General features: G+C 65.6%; 16 protein-coding genes. 8 read left to right on the forward strand and 8 right to left on the reverse strand.

Features of this window, described 5'->3' with window-relative positions:
- Positions 1-17: 17 nt before the first annotated feature.
- The 3 genes from U1738_RS16740 to U1738_RS16750 form a co-directional block, all read right to left on the reverse strand.
- Positions 18-4,175: a translocation/assembly module TamB domain-containing protein gene (locus U1738_RS16740; RefSeq protein ID WP_443027040.1), complete on the reverse strand. Its 4,158-nt coding sequence runs from the start codon at positions 4,173-4,175 to the stop codon at positions 18-20.
- A complete protein-coding gene (locus U1738_RS16745) occupies positions 4,172-6,145 on the reverse strand; it encodes an autotransporter assembly complex protein TamA (RefSeq protein ID WP_332790193.1) in 1,974 nt (657 codons plus the stop codon). Before U1738_RS16745 ends, U1738_RS16740 begins: the two co-directional genes overlap by 4 nt.
- A gap of 67 nt (positions 6,146-6,212) precedes the next feature.
- Positions 6,213-6,425 (reverse strand): hypothetical protein, encoded by a 213-nt coding sequence (locus tag U1738_RS16750; protein ID WP_055782652.1) that lies wholly within the window; start codon positions 6,423-6,425, stop codon positions 6,213-6,215.
- Between the two features lie 165 nt (positions 6,426-6,590).
- Here U1738_RS16750 and U1738_RS16755 point away from each other — a divergent pair, with 165 nt between their 5' ends.
- Positions 6,591-6,779 carry a hypothetical protein gene (locus U1738_RS16755; protein WP_332790194.1) on the forward strand — a complete coding sequence of 63 codons (189 nt, stop codon included), beginning with the start codon at positions 6,591-6,593 and terminating at the stop codon, positions 6,777-6,779.
- Between the two features lie 119 nt (positions 6,780-6,898).
- On the opposite strand, the gene U1738_RS16760 is transcribed toward U1738_RS16755, so the two are convergent.
- Positions 6,899-7,534: a S24 family peptidase gene (locus tag U1738_RS16760; RefSeq protein WP_332790195.1), complete on the reverse strand. Its 636-nt coding sequence runs from the start codon at positions 7,532-7,534 to the stop codon at positions 6,899-6,901.
- Between the two features lie 96 nt (positions 7,535-7,630).
- On the opposite strand from U1738_RS16760, the gene U1738_RS16765 reads away from it, so the two are divergent.
- Positions 7,631-7,810, forward strand: a complete 180-nt coding sequence (locus U1738_RS16765) for a hypothetical protein (RefSeq protein WP_332790196.1) — start codon at positions 7,631-7,633, stop codon at positions 7,808-7,810.
- Positions 7,807-8,127, forward strand: a complete 321-nt coding sequence (locus U1738_RS16770; protein WP_332790197.1) for a hypothetical protein — start codon at positions 7,807-7,809, stop codon at positions 8,125-8,127. Before U1738_RS16765 ends, U1738_RS16770 begins: the two co-directional genes overlap by 4 nt.
- On the opposite strand, the gene U1738_RS16775 is transcribed toward U1738_RS16770, so the two are convergent.
- The gene (locus tag U1738_RS16775; protein WP_332790198.1) at positions 8,124-9,002 is read right to left on the reverse strand and encodes a hypothetical protein; all 879 of its coding nucleotides are present in this window, start codon (positions 9,000-9,002) and stop codon (positions 8,124-8,126) included. The two genes, U1738_RS16770 and U1738_RS16775, sit on opposite strands and share 4 nt — an antisense overlap.
- Positions 8,972-10,213, reverse strand: coding sequence for a TIGR04063 family PEP-CTERM/XrtA system glycosyltransferase (locus tag U1738_RS16780; RefSeq protein WP_332790199.1), 1,242 nt, complete (start codon positions 10,211-10,213; stop codon positions 8,972-8,974). The genes U1738_RS16775 and U1738_RS16780 overlap by 31 nt, the downstream gene beginning before the upstream one ends.
- A 183-nt stretch (positions 10,214-10,396) precedes the next feature.
- Here U1738_RS16780 and U1738_RS16785 point away from each other — a divergent pair, with 183 nt between their 5' ends.
- From U1738_RS16785 to U1738_RS16795, 3 genes are read left to right on the forward strand one after another with little or no spacing between them, the layout of a single operon-like run.
- Positions 10,397-10,549 carry a hypothetical protein gene (locus tag U1738_RS16785; RefSeq protein ID WP_332790200.1) on the forward strand — a complete coding sequence of 51 codons (153 nt, stop codon included), beginning with the start codon at positions 10,397-10,399 and terminating at the stop codon, positions 10,547-10,549.
- Positions 10,542-11,912: a putative O-glycosylation ligase, exosortase A system-associated gene (locus tag U1738_RS16790; protein WP_332790201.1), complete on the forward strand. Its 1,371-nt coding sequence runs from the start codon at positions 10,542-10,544 to the stop codon at positions 11,910-11,912. Before U1738_RS16785 ends, U1738_RS16790 begins: the two co-directional genes overlap by 8 nt.
- Positions 11,909-12,994: an acyltransferase family protein gene (locus U1738_RS16795; RefSeq protein WP_332790202.1), complete on the forward strand. Its 1,086-nt coding sequence runs from the start codon at positions 11,909-11,911 to the stop codon at positions 12,992-12,994. Before U1738_RS16790 ends, U1738_RS16795 begins: the two co-directional genes overlap by 4 nt.
- 4 nt (positions 12,995-12,998) lie before the next feature.
- On the opposite strand, the gene U1738_RS16800 is transcribed toward U1738_RS16795, so the two are convergent.
- The gene (locus U1738_RS16800) at positions 12,999-13,550 is read right to left on the reverse strand and encodes a type 1 glutamine amidotransferase domain-containing protein (RefSeq protein WP_332790203.1); all 552 of its coding nucleotides are present in this window, start codon (positions 13,548-13,550) and stop codon (positions 12,999-13,001) included.
- A gap of 110 nt (positions 13,551-13,660) precedes the next feature.
- Between U1738_RS16800 and U1738_RS16805 the strand changes: the two genes are divergently transcribed.
- Positions 13,661-14,662, forward strand: a complete 1,002-nt coding sequence (locus tag U1738_RS16805; protein WP_332790204.1) for a DNA topoisomerase IB — start codon at positions 13,661-13,663, stop codon at positions 14,660-14,662.
- An 8-nt stretch (positions 14,663-14,670) separates the two neighbouring features.
- The gene (locus tag U1738_RS16810) at positions 14,671-15,897 is read left to right on the forward strand and encodes a mechanosensitive ion channel family protein (protein WP_332790205.1); all 1,227 of its coding nucleotides are present in this window, start codon (positions 14,671-14,673) and stop codon (positions 15,895-15,897) included.
- 29 nt (positions 15,898-15,926) lie between these two features.
- Here U1738_RS16810 and U1738_RS16815 read toward each other — a convergent pair whose 3' ends face one another.
- Positions 15,927-16,802 carry a DUF2167 domain-containing protein gene (locus tag U1738_RS16815; protein WP_332790206.1) on the reverse strand — a complete coding sequence of 292 codons (876 nt, stop codon included), beginning with the start codon at positions 16,800-16,802 and terminating at the stop codon, positions 15,927-15,929.
- Positions 16,803-17,051 lie beyond the last annotated feature (249 nt).

Raw genomic sequence — 17,051 nt, forward strand, 5'->3', positions numbered from 1 at the left:
ACCGCGGCAAAGCCCGCTCAATAATCCTTCGAAACCCGCACGTTGGCGCTTTGCCGGCCCAGCGTCGAGATGCTCGACAGCAAGGATAGCCAGCGCGTGACCTGATATTCCACCTGCGTCGCGGAATAGCCCTGCCCGTCGGTGATGATCTCCGCGAACAGCCGCCGCGTGACGTATTTGCCCGCCGCCACGGACGTGCCCTGCCCGGTCTGCGGATCGGCCGGCAGGATGCGCAACCGGTCCAGCCCCGCCGCGCGGCGCACCGCGTTGATCGGGTTCAGCCCGCCGCTGCCGCTCTGCAACGCCGCCACCGCCGCCGCCAGTTGCAACGCCTCGGGCGCGGAGAGGTTGGTGATCGACGTGCCGAACAGCAGGCGCGAGAGCAGTTCGTCCTCGGGCAAGGCCGGCACGCTGGAGAAGTTGATCTCCGGTTTCAGCGCATTGCCCGTCACCCGGATCGTCGCGTTCAGGCCGGTTGTGTCGGCATTGGCGGCGATATCGAGCGAGGGGTTGGCCGGCACCGATCCGTCGAACAGGATGATGCCGCGCTCCAAATTGAATTCGCGGCCCGAGAATTCGTAATTGCCGCGCACCAGATCGGCGCGCCCGGTGATCGCGGGATTGTCCGGCACGCCGCCGATCTTGAGGTCCGCCGACCATTCGCTCGCCAGCCCCAGGCCGCTGACCCTGAGCGCCTTGGTCGCCCGCGCGCGCACATCGAGCCGCCAGGGCTTGCGCACCACATCGTCGCCGGCATCCAGATCGCCCGGCACGTTGATCTCGCGCAGGTTCAGTTTCGGCACCGCGCTCGCCACGGTCGCGCGGCCCAGCCGGTAGCGGCTGTCGTTGAGCTTCACGTCGCCCGAGATCACGCCACCCGAGCCATCCGACTTGAAGCTCAGCGGACCGGTGACGGTCGCGCCGATATCGTCGCGGTTGATCAGCGCGGCGTGATCCGCCTGCACGTTCAGGTCGATGCCGAAGCCGTTGGCGGCGGACAGATCGAACGTCCCGCTGCCCGTCACCTTGCCGCCCTTGCCCGCATCGGCGGTGAAGCTCGGAATGCTGAGCCGCGATCCGGCGAACTGGCCGTTCGCCTGTAAATTGGTCAGCACCGTACCGGTCGTGCCGCTCTCGATCTTCGCACCCCGCGCCTGCACGACGCCGCGGATGCGCGGATCGTTGACCTTCCCGGTCAGATCGGCGGCGATCGCGACCGGGCCAGTGAGATCGAACAGCTCGATATTGGCCAGCCGCCACAGCGTGTCCGCCGGGCCGGTATAGCGTAGCTGCGCGAACAGATCGGCATTGGCGAGGCGGCTGGCGAGATCGCCCGAGCCGAGCGGCATCAATTGCGCCTGCGCGCGGCCCACCGTCTTGCCGCCGCTCGCCATCACGGCGCGCGCGACGGCCTTGTTGGCCTGCAGCACCGCCGCCACACCGACATCGATCGGCTGCGACGACAGGACCAGCCCGGAGCGCGTCAGCCCGTGCACCGTCATGTCGATCCGCCCGGTCGGGGCCTGCCCCTGCCCCTGCGCATAGGACAGCTTGCCCGAAGCGCTCCCGCCCAGCCCGAGCCCGGGATAGCCGATGTCGAGGATCGCCAGCGGCATCCGCGTCAGGCTGGCGTCGATCGCGCTGGACGTGCCGGTGAAGCGGCCGCCGATCTCCGCCGTGCCGCCGGCGAAGCTCAATTGCGTCGGCGCGATCCGCCAGCCGTCTCCGTCGCGCGTGATGATCGCCGGGGTGATGAGCTTCAAAGGGCGCCGGTCGAGCGTACCCTGCGCCGAAACGCTGTAGCTGTCCGCCGTCACCTGAGTGATCGACTGGATATCGAACGCGCGACCGCGATTGCCCGCGATCGACGCGGTCACCTGCCCCACGCCGCCGCGCAGTTTGGCATTGGCAGCGAACCGCCCGACCGTCAGCGCGCCGCGCCTGAGGCCATTCCCGGTAACGGTCGCCTCGATCGACGTGCCGGCCGGATCGAGCAACGCGACCATGTCGATCCGCCCGCGCCGGAGCGTCACCTGATCCGCCAGTCTGGCCGAGGCGGCATCGATATGCGCCTCGATCCGCTGTACGTCGCCGACCGGCCGGAACAACAATTCACCGGTCAAGCCGCCGCCCGCCACCGCCAGCCGCCCGTCGAACCCGCCGGTCACCACCGTCAGCGCGCCGCTGGCCCGCGTGCCGCTGACGTCGAGCCGCGCGATCGCAATCGTCGCATCCTCGCCGGGCGGCAGCAGGATCTCGCCATCGCCGCTGAACGGCCCGAGCCGCGATTGCCCCTGCGCGGTGAAGGCGAACCCGGCGGCATTGGGATCGAGGTGCGCGGTGACGTTGCTCAACCCCAACGCCTCGTTTGGACGTTCGAACACAAGATCGAGCGTCGGCTTGTCGATCTTGCCGTCCAGTTTCAGAGTCAGCGGACCATAGGTCGCCTGTCGCCCGCTGCCCTCGAAATGGAAGGTGCCATCACGCCTGCGGAAGCCATTGCCGCGCAGCTGGATCTGTGGCGCGGTCAGCACCAGATTCTTGAAATGCAGCACGCCGTCGGTGGTGCGCTCCAGCCCCGTCACCATGCGCGGCAATCCACCGGCGAGCGAGCGGAAGAAGGCATTGTCGAGCCGGATCATCTGCGCCGTGCCGGTGCCGATCACGCGCGTGCCATGCCCGTCCGCGCCCGGCACGACCTGCAATTTCGTCATCACATCGACGACGCCCAGACCGGGGATGAGGTAGCGCCCCAGCCCGCCATTCAATCCGATCTCGTAACGCCCGGTCTTCAAATCGAGGATCAGGTTGAAGCGCCCGTTCAACTTGTCCGAACTCAGTTTCAGGTCGGTGCCGGTCACGTCCGCCGAGGTGATCTTCAGCACGCCGGCAACGCTCAGATTGCGCAATATGCCCCCGGCGACATCGCCGACGCCGGTGACGCGCTGCGCCACCATCGTGATCGGCACGCTGACCGGGGCCTTGGAGAACCGCCCCTTGCCGGCTGCGTGGACGCCCTCGAACCCGGTATCGTCGAACGCGAAGCGATCGGCGGTCAGGCGATAGTCGAACCCGGCGGTGGCGAACGCCCCGTCCAGGATCGCGCGCAACGCGATGTTCCGCCCGGTCATGTTCGGGAACAATGCCGATGGCCGTAACAGGTTCGCGGCGATGCGGACGTTGCGATAGGCGTTCGCCGCGAGATCGATCGTGCCGGTCGTGTCCACGCTCAACGCCGCAGAGCGGAGCGACAGCTTGCCCTCCAGCCGACGGTTGGCGAACATCGCGCCGCCAGTCACCAGCACGCGCGGCGAGGTGAGCCGCATCCCCTTGCCGTGCAGGAACGGTGCCGGGATCAGCGTACCGCCAAGCGTGTACGCCCCCTTCTTCGCGCCGAGTTTCAGGTCCACCGCGCGGATATCGCCGATATCGGCCTGCGCCATGCCGTGCCACGCGCGCCAATTGCCCTCGCCCGACACGTCGAGCGCGATCGGACGGCCAAAGCCCGACAGCTTGGCCATCACTCCATCCGCCGTGCCGCGCGCCTGCACCGACAGGTCGAAGCGGTCGCGATCCGGTTCGGCGTCCAGCGTCATCTTCAGCATGTCTTTGCCCTGCACCGCCGCCGACAGATCGACCAGCGCGCGCCCGGCATGGATGTCCGCCCGGCCCCGGATCTGCGCGTTGCGCGGCGTGCCGGCGATGGCCGCGCCGATCGTCAGCCGATCGATCCTGAGTGCGCCGATGCGGATGTCGAAATCGGGCAGGATCGGCCCGGTCTTGCCGGTCGGAATCGTCTTGGGCAGCCGCGCGAGGACCGCGCGCGGGATAATCAGGCGGCTGATGTCGAGCCGGTTCGAAATCCACGCGAATGGCGTCCAGCCCAATTCCGCGCGCGGCGCGAAGAAGAACACGCCCTTGGGATCGCGCACGCGCACGTCGATCAGCACGGCATTCGCATAGAGCGAGCCGTCGATCCGCCCGACGCTGTAGCGCAGGCCGTTCGATGGCCGCTGGCTGGCGATCTGATTGGCGACCCAGCGATGCCCGACGCTGGTATCGAGCACGAACAGCACCAAAGTGACGAGGCCGGCCAGCCCGACCAACGTATAGACCGGCCAGCGCCACCAGCGGCGCGGGCGGGGCGCGACGATTGCGGGCACGGCCTCGTTCAAAACGCCTGCCCCAGCGACACATAGACCGCGACGCGCGCATCGCCCGGCTGCGGGTTGAGCGGCGTGCCGACATCGACGCGGATCGGCCCGAAATTCGAATAATAGCGTACGCCGAGGCCAGCACCGAAGCGGAACTCGCTGAACTTCGGCAGCGGCGAGGTGTAGATATTGCCGCCGTCGAGGAACGGCACCACGCCGAAATTGCCGAACGCCTTGACCCGCGCCTCGAGCGAGAATTCGGTCAGGCTGCGTCCGCCGACCGGATCGTTATTGGGGTCGCGCGGCCCGATATCCTGATAGCCGTAACCGCGCACCGACGCGCCACCGCCGGCATAGAAGCGCCGCGACGGCGCCACCGCATCGCGCGGCGCGCCGACGATCGTGCCGAGCCGCACGCGCCCGGCGACGATCAGCGCCGGCGTGACCGATTTGTAGGCGCTGGCGTCGAATTGCACACGGGCATAACCGAACACCTTGCCCTGCAACGACACCTCCGGCGACACGCGCCCGCCGAGCCGGAAGCCGCGCGTCGGGTTGAGCAGATCGTCCGACCCGTCATAGGTCAGGCTGGTCGGGAGCGCGCCGATGAAGAAGGTCCGGCGGCGCGGCTCACCGGTATCGAGGATCACGTCGCGCTCGTCGGTCGCGACCAGTTCCGCCCCCAGCGACCAGGTCCAGGTCTTCTGGAAGAAGATGTTGGTCTGCCGTTCCAGCGTGCCGGACAGCGAGAAGCTGGTCGCTTGATAGGCATCGCGCAGCAGATTGGAGGCGACCGCCTGAAACGTCAGCACCCGATCCCGCGCATGGAAATTGTTGCGCCGGAACACCACGCTGCCGAGCTGTTCCTTCGTCCCGAGCACGCCGCGCAGCGTCAGTGCGCCTTCGGGCGGGAACAGGTTGCGGTGCGTCCAGCTGACTTCCGCGCGCGCGCCTTCGCCGGTACCATAGCCCAGTTCGCCGGCGATGGTATGCGGCGGTGCCGGCTCGACCGCGATCGCGATATCGACGACGCCCGGGTCCTTCGCCTGGACCGGCTTGATGTCCACCGTCGAGACAAGCCCGGTCTGGATCAGCGCGCGGCGCAGATCGGCGATCTGCACGTCGCTATAGGGATCGCCGGGGCCGAAGCGCGCGATGTCGGCCATGTGCGCGGCATCGAACACCTTGTTCGGCGGGCTGGTGATCTGCCCGAAGCGTTTCTCGCCGCCGGGCTTGATCGTCATATCCAGCGTCGCGGTGCGCGTGGCGCGATCGACCACGATTTCGGGATCGCCGACCTGGGCGAAGGGGAAACCGTCCGCGCCGATCTTGCGCGTCAGGTTGGTCTGCCCGGCGACGATCGTATCGGCATTGACCGGATCGTCGGCCTTCACCCCGAACGCTGTGCGCAAATCGTCGCTCTTGGCACCCGCATCCGTCAGCCCGTTCAGCGTGACCCCGGCGAAGCGGTACAGCGTGCCCGGCTCGGCCTCCAGCGTGACCAGCGGCTTGCCCCCGCGCGGCTCGATCCGGCTGGTCACGCGTGCATCGTAATAGCCCTCGCCACGAAGCAGGCCGGTGAGCAGGTCGACATCCTCGGTTGCCCGCCGGTCCAGCTGAGCGGCGTTGGCGGGGGCGTTCGCATGCTGTTTCAGGGTGGAAAGTTCGTCGAACCGCTGGCGCAGCAGGGGGCTGGCCACCGCATCGATCCCGTTCACCGCATAGGAGTAGCGCGTCTCGCCCACCAGTTCGAGGGTCGCGGCGGAGTCGACTGGCTCAACCGCAGCCCTAGCAAGATCGGGCCAATCGACGCCCAGATCGGGCAACGCCGCCATCGGCGCATTCGGATCGAGCTGGGTCGCATCCGGCGTGCCCGGCACCGGAACACCGGCCGGCGCGGCGACCTGCGCACGGGCCGCGGGGGCCGTGACGGCGAGGAGAACCACGGCGGCACCACACATCGCGCCATGCCGTCCGACCGGAAGAGACATAAGCCCGCTCTAGCGACAGTCATGCGCCAGCGACAGGCCCAAGCGCCCGATTTCTGGTGAGTCGTGCTTAGTGGATCGTACCCACGGCACGATTGACCGACAGCAATACGATCAGCCGTTCGATCTGGCGCCAGCGGCAGAAGTGAACGTGGTTGCCGACATCGCGACTGCGGTCCGCGCGGGCGGCCGCTTCGAAGCCGGCATCGTCGCCGAAGGTCGACATCAGGTCCGCCGCGTCGAATACTTCGGCACGGTCGGCGAGGTACGGCAAATAAGACATCAAGTTCCCCGGCATATCGTGCGGGGAGGATTGCATCGCGCGTGCCAGAACTACGCGGGCACCGGACAGCGCGGCAGACGGTGGTAAACGATTTTTTGAAAGCCGCCCCACCGGTCCCGCTGCGGGACGCTGGCGTGCCGCTGCGGGACATGGCAGAGGGCGACGATGGCGAACCATACCCCCAATACTCCCCCGAACCATCAGGCCGGCGGCTTCCTGATCGCGGTCGGCGCGACGCTCGGCGCAGGCATCGGGTTCATCTACGGGCAGGCGACGCCGGGCTTTCTGATCGGCTCCGGCGCGGGCATCGCGCTGGCGGTGGCGATCTGGCTGATCGATCGGCGGCGGGGATAATCGTTCCTGCTCCCCTCCCTGGAAGGGAGGGGTTGGGGGTGGGTCGGTATGGGGTGAGGACAACGCTCGCTCGAGAGCGACCCACCCCCGCCCCCTCCCTTCCAGGGAGGGGAGTTAGGCTACCGCAACGCTCGCGACAGCCACACCACCTTTCCGATAATTTCCACCTCCGCCGCATCCCGTGCAGGGATCGCCGGATAGTCGGGATTATCGCTGACGATCGTCATCCTGCCGCCCGCCAGCGCGATACGTTTGACCATCAGCGCCCCGTCCAGCCGGATCACGTAGATCCCGCCGCGCGCGCCGACCCGGCGATCCGCCTCATCGACCATGATCCGGTCGCCATGTTCGATCCCCGGCGCCATCGAATCGCCCGCCGCATCGATCATCGCCAGTCTGGTCGATCGGATGCCCAGCCCTTCCAGCATCGCGCGATCGAACGGTAACGTTGCGGTGGCGCGCTCCGCCTCGACCAGTCGGCCCGGCCCGGCCGACGCGGCGATATCCAGCATGCGCACCGCGATCGTCGGCAGCGGCGCAGGTGTGGCCGGTCCGCCCAGCACCGCTTCGTCCACGCGGAAATACGCCGACAACACCCGCCGATCCTGCTCCGCCAACACGCGCGGCGTACCGCGCCGCACGAACTGCTGCAGATAGGCATCGTTACGCCGGAGCATGCGCGACAGCGCGGTGAAGCTCTCGCCGCCCCCGGCGACGAGATCCTCCAGAACCCGGCGCGGATCGGCTTGCTCCATTATCGATCAATAGCCCTAGGAAATTTCCTAGACAAGTTGGAAAGTGGAGAACATTTCAGGAACAGAATCGAGACTCGGGGACCATGGAGATCGCAAATGTCGGTGTTGAGAAAGATCGAACGCTACCTGCGGGTGAGCGAAATGCCGGAAACGAAATTCGGGCGCCTGGCGCTGAACGACCCGCGGCTGGTGCGCGATCTGCGCAACGGGCGCGAGCCCGGCGCACGGGTGACGGCGCGGATCGAGGCGTTCCTCGCCCGTCGGGTGCAAAAATGAGCCGCGGCCCGGATATCGGCATGCTGTTGGTGCGCGCCCTCTACCGCGATTCGGTCGCGAACGGCTGCCCGATGAAGATCGTCACGTCCGATTGCGTCCGCTGGGCCAGCGCGACCTTCGTCGGCGCACGGCACGCGATGAAGTGGACCGCCCTGCCCTCGCCGGCTTTGGATGCGTGGCTCGCGGAATTGCCGGAAGCGGAGTTCGAGATGCGTGGTCACCTGCTCGCCGACATCGATGTCATCGCGATCACGCGCACGGCGACCAGCGTGGGCATCGAGTTCGAGGCGCTTACGGTGGAGGCGCTGGATGCCTAGCGCGTCGCAAGCCGGCGCAGCGTCGTGAGTGCTTCCTGCAGCGAATCGTGGCGCGGCGGGACGGTCGGGACGACGACTTTGACTTCGACCTCGCGTCGCGCGACACTCTTTTCCAGCCGGTCGAGCAGCGAGTGGATGCTGGCCGACGCATCGAACTCGGATCGCGCCGGCTTGGCCGGGACGGGCTTCAATTCGAACGTCTCGAACCGCTCGCTGGACGTAAAGGTCTGCGGGCGATCGGGCTGGACGAACGGCGCGGCCGGTGGCGTCGGGCGGGGCGGCACGAACCATGCGATCGGCTGGTCGGGGATCGCCTGCGGGTCGAATGCGGCCAGCGGTTGATCGAGATCGGCCGGCAGCGCGGCTTCGACCGGAGGCATGCGCACGACCGGTTCGACGATTGGTGGCGTGGGTAGTTCGGGAACGGCCACCACCGCCGCGATCTCCTCGGCGACGATATGCACCGGCGCGCGGACGTCCAGAAATGGCGTGCCGAGATCGCTATTGGCGAATAGCGGCCGACGTGCCGGCGCATCGGGATGCGCGTCGGCGCGGCGCAGGACGGGGATGTCGGCGGTCTTCAAATCGGATCCCAGAATCGCGATCGATCGCGTGCCGATCAGCAGATACAAGGCGAACCAGGCGATCGCTCCCATTCCGCCGCCGCCGATCAGCACCAGCATCGCGCGCGCCGTAAGCCCGAGCGGCGGTTCGGCCGCCGGGATCAGCGCCACGACGCCGCTATCGAGGACGAGATTGCCGAGGATGCTGCCAGGCAGCAGCGCGAAGACCAAAGCCGTCACCGCCGCCACGCCGCCCGCGACGAGCGGTGCGACGGGAAGGTTCAGGCGCTTGCGACGGGATATCTCGACCATGTCCCGTTAGATGCACCAGCTTCGGTAAGTTTTTGGTAAACGGGCGCATAACGGGCAACGTTAACGGACCAGTTACGCTCGTCCTCGACGAACGCACGCCCGCGTGCCCGCCGCGACTCCCACAGATGACGGTCGCCGAGCAGCCCGCCCAACGCCCGCGCCATCGCCGGCGGATCGTTCGGCGCGAACAATGTGCCCGTTTCTACGTCGCGAATCAGTTCGCGATGCCCACCGACATCCGATGCCGCGACCAGCCGTCGCTGCGCCATCGCCTCCAGCGGCTTCAGCGGCGTGACCAGATCGGTCAACCGCATCTGCTTGCGCGGATAGGCCAGCACATCGATCAGGCTGTAATAGCGATCGACCTCATGATGCGGCACCCGCCCGACGAAGCGGATATGATCGGCGACCGGCGATGCCGCCGCCTGTGCGCGGAGCGCCGCCTCCATCGGCCCGCCACCAACCAGCACGAGATGCGCATCGGGCCGTGTCGCGACCAGCATGGGCATCGCCGCGATCAGATCGTCCAGCCCCTCATAATTGTAGAAGCTGCCGATGAAGCCGATCACGTCCTTGCCCGTCAGCCCGAGCGACAGCGCGAGCGGCGCATCATATTCCAGCGGCGCGCCGAACATCTCCAGATCGACGCCGTTGGGCGATACGAGAATTTTCTCCGCCGGCACGCCCCGCGCGACGAGATCGCGGCGCAACCCGTCGCAGATCACCGCGACGCCGTCCGCCTTGTTCACCGCCCAGGTTTCCAACGCACGAATCGCCTTGTATTTCAGCGATCCTTCCGTCCCCGTCCCGTTGCCGACCGCCGCATCCTCCCAAAAGGCGCGGATCTCGTAGAGCAACGGTAGGCCGCGTTTCTTCGCCACCTTCAGCGCGGCCAGCGCATCCAGCACCGGCGAATGCGCGTGCAGGATATCGGGCCGGAAGGTGTCGATCGCCGACTCGATCCGCCGGGCGAACGCGGAAATCTCACGCAATTCACCGAACGGACTCGGCCATGCGCCTTTGCCGGGCGTACGATGGAAATCGATCCCGTCGATCGTCTCCATCCCCGCATCCGAACTTCCGTGCCGGGGCCCGGTGACGGCAGCGACCTGCCACCCCCGCCGCATCTGGCTCTTCAGGATCGCACGGGTGCGGAAGGTATAGCCGCTCTGCAGCGGCAAACCATGATCGAGGATGTGGAGGATGCGCATCGTGAGCCCTCCCTGCCACGCGAGTGTTTAACGGCCCGTCAACCCCGTGAGGATTACAAGCCCAGCTCTTACACCGTTCGCCCTGAGCTTGTCGAAGGGCCGTCTTTCTGTTGCACGCTGCGAAAGAAGGACGATGCTTCGACAGGCTCAGCACGAACGGATATTTGGGGCGGGCGGAAACCTATGATCGACAATCTCGCGCTTGCCATCAGCCACGGCCTAATGCTGCTTGCCGCGTGGCTGTTGCTCAAGCGGCCCGATCTCGACGACGATTCCGCCTCCCCGACCGCGCCGCCGCCCGCGACAAAGACGAGGAAGGGCGATCCGCGTGCGTGATCTCGTCTTCGTCGCGTTCCTCGCCGCGTTCTTCGCGTGCGGGTTCAAGCGGCCGTTCATCTTCGTCCTGTCCTACGTCTATATCGACATCGTCAGCCCGCAACGGCTGACCTATGTCCTACTCAACACCGTGCCGATCTCGCTGATCGCGGTCGGCCTCGCGGTCGGCGGCTGGGCGCTGGTGGACAAGAAGGCGGACAGCCGCGCCGCGCCGCGCCAACTGTTGATCGTGCTGCTGCTGGTCTATTGCTACATCACCACGCTCACCGCCGATTTCCCGGTCGAGGCGCGGGACAAATGGGATTGGGTGTGGAAGGCCCTGGCCTTCGCTGCCTTCCTTCCGCTCACCCTGCGCACGCGGCTGCGGATCGAATCGCTGTTGCTGTTCATGATCCTCGCCGCCTCGTCGATCATCATGGTCGGCGGGATCAAGACGATCGCGTCCGGCGGCGGCGGGTACGGCCAGCTCGATCTGATGGTCGCCAACAATTCGGGCCTTTACGAAGGCAGCACGATCAGCACCGTGGCGATCGCGATTATTCCGCTGATCCTGTGGTTCAGCAAATACGGCACGATCTTCCGGCCCGACTGGAAGGTGAAGGGCTTCTGCTACGGCCTCGTCTTCGCTTGCCTGCTGATCCCGGTTGGCACCTCGACGCGCACCGGCCTGTTGTGCATCGGCCTGCTCGCGGTGCTGATGTTCCGCGATACGACGCGCAAGATGCTCTATCTCGGCTTGCTGGCCATGGCCGGCGTGGTGGCGGTACCGTTCCTGCCCAGCACCTTCACCAACCGGATGAATACGATCCAGACCTATAAGGGCGACGAATCCGCCTCGACCCGCCTCGCGGTGTGGAAATGGACCTGGGACTATGTGCAGGATCATCCGCTGGGGGGCGGCTTCGAAATGTATCGCCAGAACCAGATCCGCTACGACACCGACATATTGGAACGCGGCGACGACGGGCAGCAGCGAATGGTCCACAAGGTGCTGGTCGACAAGGCGCGCGCCTTCCACAGCGCCTATTTCGAGACGCTGGGCGAACAGGGTTTCCCCGGCCTGATCATGTGGCTGATGATCAACGTGATCGGCCTGTTCCGCATGGAGGTGATCCGCCGCCGCTACCGCAAGCCGGATGAGGGCCAGGAATGGATCGCGCCGCTGGCCGGCGCGCTACAGGCGGCACAGCTCTGCTATTTGCTAGGCGCGACGTTCATCGCGATCGCGTTCCAGCCGTTCATCTACATGCTGCTCGGCGCGCAGATCGGGCTCGATACGTATCTGGCGCGCAAGCGCAAGGAGACGAGCTTCCGCCCGATGCGCAAGGCCAGTCGCCATGACCGCGAACCCGTGCCGGCATGAGCGCCAGACCCGAACTCCGCGCCCTGACCAGCATGCGTGGCATCGCGGCGTGGTTCGTCGTTTTGTACCATATCCGCCTGTCGGTCGCCGGGCTGCCGGCGGCGTGGGTGGCCTTTTTCGCCAAAGGCTATCTCGCGGTCGATTTCTTCTTCCTGCTCTCGGGCTTCGTCATCTGGCTCAGCTGGAATGAGAAATTACGCAGCGGCGGATTCGCCGCGGTGCCGGGGTTTCTGCGCAAGCGCATCGCGCGCATCTGGCCGCTGCACCTGTTTGTCCTCGGCGGAACGGTGGCGCTCGCGGTGCTGCTGCTGGCTACGGGGCGGCACGATGCGGCGAAATATCCGTTCGACCTGCTGCCGCTGCACGTCCTGTTGCTACAAAATTGGGGCTTCACCGATCGGCTGGCATGGAACGACCCAAGCTGGTCGATCAGCGCGGAACTCGGCGCGTATCTGCTGTTTCCGCTGCTGACGCTGGCGATCGACTGGCGTCGCGTGCCGAGCTGGGCGATCTTAACCGCGATCGTCGCGCTGGCGCTGATCCTGAACACGGTGTTCGCCAGCACGGGACACGCATCGCTCGGCTACGACATCGCCCGCTTCGGGCTGATCCGCTGCCTGATCGAATTCGCCGCCGGCACCGCGATCTGCGCCCTGTGGCTGCGCTGCAAGGACCGCCCTGCCCGCCCGGCGATACTAGCTGGAGCAGCCGCCGCGATGTTGGCCCTGCTGTGGTACGCCGGCCTGCCCGAACCGCTCGTCGTACCGCTCCTGTTCGGCGCGCTTTTACTGGCCCTCGCCCTAACCTCCGGCATGCGACGCAACCCGCTCGACACGCCCGCGCTCCACTATCTGGGCGAGATTTCCTACGCGACCTATCTCGGCCACTTCATGCTGTTCGTCGCATTCAAGCTGGTGCTGGTGGATGACGCGCATGCCATCCACCCGCTCCTGATCGCGCTCTACCTCGCGCTCGTATTCGGCAGTTCGATCGCGCTCTACCATCTGGTCGAGCGCCCGGCGCAACGCTGGATCAACGGCCTCGACCTGCGCATACGCAGACCGAGGCCGCTCACTCCCTGACGCTTCAGGCCGCGACCGGCTCTTTCTCCAGCGCGGCGAGCAACGCCTTGCTGAACACCGGGATATCTTCGGGCTTGCGGCTGGTGATGAACTGGCCGTCGGTCACGACCTCCTCGTCCACCACATCTGCGCCGGCATTGGCCAGATCGGTGCGCAGCGACGGCCAGCTCGTCATGCGCACGCCATCCACCACGTCAGCCTCGATCAGCAACCACGGCGCGTGGCAAATCGCCGCCACCGTCTTCCCGTCATCGACGAACTCCTGCACGATCTCCACCGCGCGCTCCTCCATCCGCAGTGCATCGGGGTTGGCAAAGCCACCGGGCAGCAGCAACGCGGTGTAATCGTCGCTGTCCACGTCCTGCAGCGTAATATCGGGCGTGATCGTGTCGCCCTTCTCGTCATGCTTCATGCCTTGGATCGGATCGGTCTTGATCGACGCCAGCGTCACTTTCACGCCGGCGTCGAGCAAAGCCTGACGCGGATCGAACAATTCCGCCTGTTCGAAGCCATCGGTGGCGAGGATCAGGACGTGCGCTTGCGAAAAATCGGCCATGAAACGAATTCCTTATGCGTGGGAAGAGCAGTCCGAACCCCTGCCGCGCCGCCCTGTTCCGGAACGAAGCGACGAGCCGCGCATTTTCAGGGCTCTGACGAGGATGCCCGATGAAGATCATCTACCACGACGATTCCGACCCCGGCATCACCCGCAAGAAGATGTCGCACGGCTGGGGCTATTACGATCCCAAGGGCAAACGCATCACCGACCGTGACGAGATCGACCGGCTGAACGCCATCGGCCTGCCGCCCGCCTACAAGGATGCGTGGTTCTGCCCGAAGTCCAACGGCCATATCCAGGCGGTCGGCTGGGACGAGAAGGGCCGCAAGCAATATCGCTATCACGTTGAATTCCGCGAAAAGCAGGAAAGCGCGAAATACGATTTATGCGCTGCGTTCGGCCGCGATCTGCCCAAATTGCGCGCCCGTGTGGACAAGGATCTGAAGCGGCGCGGCCTTGGCAAGGACGCTGCCGTCGCCGCGATCGTCCGCCTGCTCGATCTCGGCCATGTCCGCATCGGCAACGAGGGTTACGTCAAAGAGAACAAGTCCTACGGTGCCACTACGCTGCGCAAGCGCCACGCGAAACTCAGCGGCAACACGCTGAAGCTTCAGTACAAGGCCAAATCCGGCAAGCTGCGCATGCTGACGATTACCGACGGATCGCTGAGCCGTTTTGTCAAGAAATGCTCGGACCTCAATTGCCAGCACCTGTTCAGCTGGGTCGATGCGGATGGCGGCTGCCACCCCGTTACCTCTTCGGACGTTAACGACTATATCCGTGACGCGATGGGCGACGATTACACCGCCAAGAATTTCCGCACCTGGAGCGCCAGCGCCATCGCGTTCGAAACGCTCGCCACCGCTACCCACGATCTCGGCCTGAAGACGATGCTCGAACCCGTAACCGAGGCGCTCGGCAACACGCCGGCCATCGCGCGCAAATCCTATGTTCATCCCGCGCTCATCGCGCTTGTGAAAGAGGGACAGACCGAATTTCGCCAGGGCCTGTCGCTGCCGCGCAAGACCCAATATCTGTCGCGGGCCGAACGAGGGCTGATCGCCTTCCTCGACCATGCTAAGCCGGGCCACACCGCCAAGGCTGCCTGAGAGTTTAGATGACCAATACAACGGCTGCCGAGCCGACCATCCCCGCCGCCGATCTCGGCACGCAGGCGCAGAGCCTGTTCCATGTCGGCTATGCCTGGGTGCAGACCCATTGGCTGCAGATCATCATCGCGTGCGCGATCGGCACCGGCATCTTCCTCGCGCTGCATGCCGGCCGCAAGCTCGGCGATCGCCTGTGCCGGAACAGCACCAGCCCGGCCGGATGGGGCACGGTCTTCGGGCGCGCGATCTCGCGCACCGGCAATTTCTTCATGCTGATGGTCGCGATCAAGCTGGTCGAGGGCTATGCCGGTGCGCCGGTGCAACTCGCCACCACGATCACCTTCCTGTTCACCATCGCCGCCGTCTTCCAGGCGGCGATCTGGGCGCGGGAGATCATTCTCGGCGCGATCGAACATCGCACCATGTCGGAAAACTATTCCGGCGAGGCGCTGGGCAGCGCGATGGGCATCATCCGTTTGCTCGTCACCTTCGCTCTGTTCGCGATCGCGCTGATCGTCGTGCTCGACAATCTCGGCGTGAACGTGACTGGCCTCGTCGCCGGTCTCGGCGTCGGCGGTATCGCGATCGGTCTCGCCGCGAAGGGCATCTTCGACGATCTGTTCGCCGCGCTGGCGATCATTTTCGATCGCCCGTTCCGCCGCGGCGATGCGATCACCTTTGGTGCGTCGGCCGGTTCGGTCGAGGCGATCGGCCTGAAATCGACCCGCATCCGCGCGACGAACGGCGAAGAGCTGATCATCGCCAACAAGAACCTGCTCGACAAGGAGATCATGAACAACACGCGGCGCGATTATCGCCGCATCAAGTTCACGCTCGGCCTGGTCCAGTGGACGTCCGTCGAGGTGATGGACCGCGTCCACGACATCCTGAAGGAAGAGATCGAGCGCTGCGGCCTGAAATTCGTCCGCGCCGGCTTCTTCCAGTTCGGCGCGAGCAGCTACGATTTCGACGTCGAATTCGATTCCGAAAGCGCCGCGTTCCAGGATTTCTTCGACGCGCGCCACACCGTTGGTTTGGCGATCATCCGCCGCTTCAATGCGGAGGGGATCGAATTCGCCTACCCGACCCAGACGGCCTTCACCGCCGCTCCGGACGGCCGCATGATCCTGCCCTATGAGAGCCATGACGAACCGGCTCCGGAACGGCCCAGACAGGACGGCCCACCGCCGACGCCTCGCGAAAAGTCGACCGACCGTTCGGCGGTGGACGGGTAGGATCAGTCGATCCTACCCGTTACCCGACATCAGATGATGTCGGGATCTTTCGACTTGCCGATCAGCTTCATGAAGAACCGCCCGACCACTCCGGCTGCGATCACCACCAGCACGATCAGCTTCTTGCCCAGCCCGAGCGCGATCGCCAGGAAACCCAGCTTCTTGGCCGCAGCAACACCGACACCGGCCGCAACCAGTCCGGCCAGCCCATATTCCGCTTTCTTATCGAGGTTCGGGTCGAAATCGGCATAAGCGTGCCCTCGCACGAACTCCGCCGCCCGGCCGAAGCCCGCTGCCGCCGTCCGCACTTCCGGCAGATGTGCCATGTCCGACACCATGTTGAGGCTCAACACCCCGCTCCGCCCCAGCAACCGCACATCGTAATTGAGGGAATCCGTTTTTTCGCCGTCGATGCGAAAATCGCGCGCCCAGATCAGCGTGTGCCGCCCCTGATCGTAGAACGGCGGCTGCGCCCACCCAACGAGATGCGATGCGGGAAAGCCTGCTTTGGCGCGTTCGGCGTTGCGCTCCTGCTCGCCGCTTCGCACATCGGCCAGCACCTGATCGTAATCCGCCGTCTTGGCATCGTCGTCGGCGACGTAGCCGCTCGGTTCATAGGTGACGACCGCGCCCCATACAGTGTCGATCACCGTCTTATCCTTCGGCAGGACGAGTCCGAGTACATCGCCCACCGTGTCCGGCGGATTGCCCCAAACGTCGGTCAAGACCTTTTTGGCCTCATCCGCGCCGAGGAAATAATAATCCTGTCCCAGATGCAACACGGCCTGAGCGTCCGGCACCGCCACATCGCCGGATTGCTTATGCAGCCCCTTTTCGAATTGTACGAGCGCTGGCGGAATTCCCGGCGACGGATCGGCAGGTGCATCCTTCGCAACAGCGGTCATCGCCACAAGCATCGCAGCAACAAGCACTACCACGCTCGCTTTCGCACCTATCCTCATTCGCCAGCCCCCTGGTTGTGGCAGCGAATCGCTCCCGGCTACAAATTGGTCATTTCGCTATCCGGCCGTCAAGCGAGTGGCCGATTAATGATTTTTTCGAAAGTCGGGTTTGTTTTTCGACCCGTCACACCATTGGTTTTCTGGGCATAGGTGGCATGCCCTGCACTCACTTCTAGCTTCCGGTCGGTCACA

The organism is Parasphingomonas caseinilytica (genome assembly GCF_036663755.1).
Classification (GTDB): Bacteria; Pseudomonadota; Alphaproteobacteria; order Sphingomonadales; family Sphingomonadaceae; genus Sphingomonas.